At 42.4% G+C, this 1,426-nt stretch carries 2 protein-coding genes; both read left to right on the top strand.

Going from position 1 to position 1,426, the window contains the following annotated elements; translation table 11 throughout:
- Positions 1 to 46: 46 nt before the first annotated feature.
- Positions 47 to 556 (top strand): helix-turn-helix domain-containing protein, encoded by a 510-nt coding sequence (locus tag AB4263_RS22760; protein ID WP_029236503.1) that lies wholly within the window; start codon positions 47 to 49, stop codon positions 554 to 556.
- A complete protein-coding gene (locus AB4263_RS22755) occupies positions 553 to 1,395 on the top strand; it encodes an IS3 family transposase (protein WP_106427183.1) in 843 nt (280 codons plus the stop codon). Before AB4263_RS22760 ends, AB4263_RS22755 begins: the two co-directional genes overlap by 4 nt.
- The last annotated feature ends 31 nt before the right edge of the window (positions 1,396 to 1,426 follow it).

Below are 1,426 nucleotides of genomic sequence, written 5' to 3'. Positions count from 1 at the left end.
TGAACTGACCCCCAATAGTTGGACACCAATTATTGGGGGTCTTTTTATGTCCAAATATAGCCGTGAGCTAAAATGTATCATTGCTAAGCAATACTTAGATGGCACGTCATCTCTCTATTTAGCAAAACAATATTCAATTTCTTCAAGGCAGATACGGTATTGGGCTCAAGTCTTTGCCATCCATGGTACTGATTCATTTTTACCAACTAAGCATGCCGCGACTGCTCAAACAAAACGAAAAGCATTGAATTTAATGTGGACGAATGAATGGTCTCTCACGCACACTAGCGCTGTATTAAACCTCTCATCCCCTGGGATACTCTCTGTCTGGCTCAAAAGATTTAATGAGCTCGGTATCAAGGGGCTCAAAATGCGCCAGAAAGGAAGACCCTCAATGAAACAGCAACCTCAACGTACCACTAAGCCTGATAATGAAATGACACTTGAGGAGCTAAAAGAGGAGTTGGTCTACTTACGAACCGAGAATGCCGTTCTAAAAAAGTTGGAAGAGTTGGAGCAGGAAAAAAACCGTCGAACAAAGAAAAAGCGGTCATAGCTCTAACTCTTAAAGGCAAGTACCCGCTGAAGCACTTACTGCAGACTCTACAGCTGGCAAAAAGTGTCTTTTATTATCAAGCTCAAACAAACAAGCGCCCAAATAGCTACGAACGTGAGCTGCGGTTGATAAAGTCAATTTATCATGAACATAAGGGTCGATACGGCTACCGCCGTATTCACTTGGAACTAAAAAATCAGGGGTTCGTGCTTAATCACAAAACGGTTCAAAGGCTTATGGCTCAGCTCAACCTTAAATCGACGGTCAGGATTAAAAAGTATCGTTCATACCGAGGAGAGTCTGGAACAGCTGCTCCTAACCTGCTTGAAAGAGATTTTAGTGCGACTCAACCCGATGAAAAGTGGGTAACTGATGTCACGGAGTTCAAAGTCAAAGAGCAGAAAGTATACTTGTCTCCCGTGGTCGACTTGTTTACTCAGGAGGTAGTTGCTTATAGAGTGGCCAAAAATGCCTGCTTGCCGCTTGTCACGGATATGCTAACGGAAGCCATATCAAAGCTCAAACCCAACTCAAAGCCAATTATACATAGCGATCAAGGTTGGCAATATCGTCATCGACAGTATCAGAAAAAGGTAGCGGAGAGTGGGTTAACACAAAGCATGTCGAGAAAAGGTAACTGCTTGGATAATGCGGTTGCTGAAAACTTTTTTGCTTTACTCAAAACAGAGATGTATCACAACCAAAGCTTTGAAGATGCAGATGCTCTGATAGAGCAAATTAAAGAATACATCGAGTACTACAATACCAAACGTATAAAAGTGAAACTAAAAGGCCTGACTCCGATAGAATATCGAACTCAGGCCTTGAAAGCCGCTTAACAGAAATGTCCAACTTTACGGGGTCACTTCA

It is taken from the genome of Vibrio sp. 10N.261.55.C5, assembly GCF_041470505.1.
Classification (GTDB): domain Bacteria; phylum Pseudomonadota; class Gammaproteobacteria; order Enterobacterales; family Vibrionaceae; genus Vibrio; species Vibrio crassostreae_C.
This window is presented reverse-complemented; position numbering and strand designations above follow the sequence as displayed.

Bases quoted from the DNA above. Each gene is read 5' to 3' on its own strand.
- AB4263_RS22760 (WP_029236503.1), top strand. From the start codon at position 47: ATGTCCAAATATAGCCGTGAGCTAAAATGTATCATTGCTAAGCAATAC.